Genomic DNA, 654 nt, shown 5'->3' with positions numbered 1-654 from the left:
TCACCGAGGGCTGCGAGCCGGTGACCGGCCACGCCAGCGAGGTGCGGGAGGGGCTGCGGGGGTAGGAAGCTCACGACACCACCCCGCTGCGTTCCGCCATGGCGATCACGTCGGCTGTGACCTGCTTGGCCCAGACCTCCGCGGTGGCCTTCGGGAGCTCATCCCACGATGCCCACCGTGCCTTCGCGACGAGCCCGGCTGTCGTCGCCGGCATTGTCGACAGGATGGCCTTCTCGACCTCCCACAGCGCCTGGCAGGCCTCCTCCTCAGCCTCGTCCGCCGCGTCCATCCCGAGCCGGTCCTTCACGGCCTGGCGCTCGACCATCCACGCGTCATGCGCGGCGATGACCTCGGCCCGTCGGGCGATGGCCTGCTCGTTCGGCACCGACACCCAGCGACCGACCTGCTCACCGTTGCCCCAGGGCGCCGGCTCCCCGACCCACTCCGACCGCCGAGGCAGCGGCATGCCCTGCAGCTTCTCGACGTCCTGCAGCCCGTAGAAAGTCACGTGCCGGCCGTCGCTCAGCCGCTCGACCTCGAAGCCGCAGTTCAGCCCGTCGGCGCCGCTGAAGTGCAGCGCGGCGGGACGCTCCGGCTCCAGGTCGATGAACTCCAACCATAGAGCCTCGGATCGGTCCTCAGCGGTATCGGCCG

At 70.8% G+C, this 654-nt stretch carries 1 protein-coding gene; it reads right to left on the bottom strand.

What is annotated here, in order from left to right; translation table 11 throughout:
• Nucleotides 1–70 precede the first annotated feature (70 nt).
• A partial coding sequence (locus D3273_RS27950) for a hypothetical protein (protein ID WP_207210946.1) occupies nucleotides 71–654 on the bottom strand: 584 nt, incomplete at its 5' end.

Origin of the sequence: Lichenibacterium minor, from assembly GCF_004137685.1 — a bacterium.
Classification (GTDB): domain Bacteria; phylum Pseudomonadota; class Alphaproteobacteria; order Rhizobiales; family Beijerinckiaceae; genus Lichenihabitans; species Lichenihabitans minor.
The sequence above is the reverse complement of the archived record's forward strand: the minus strand, read 5'-3'. Positions and strand labels throughout refer to the sequence as shown.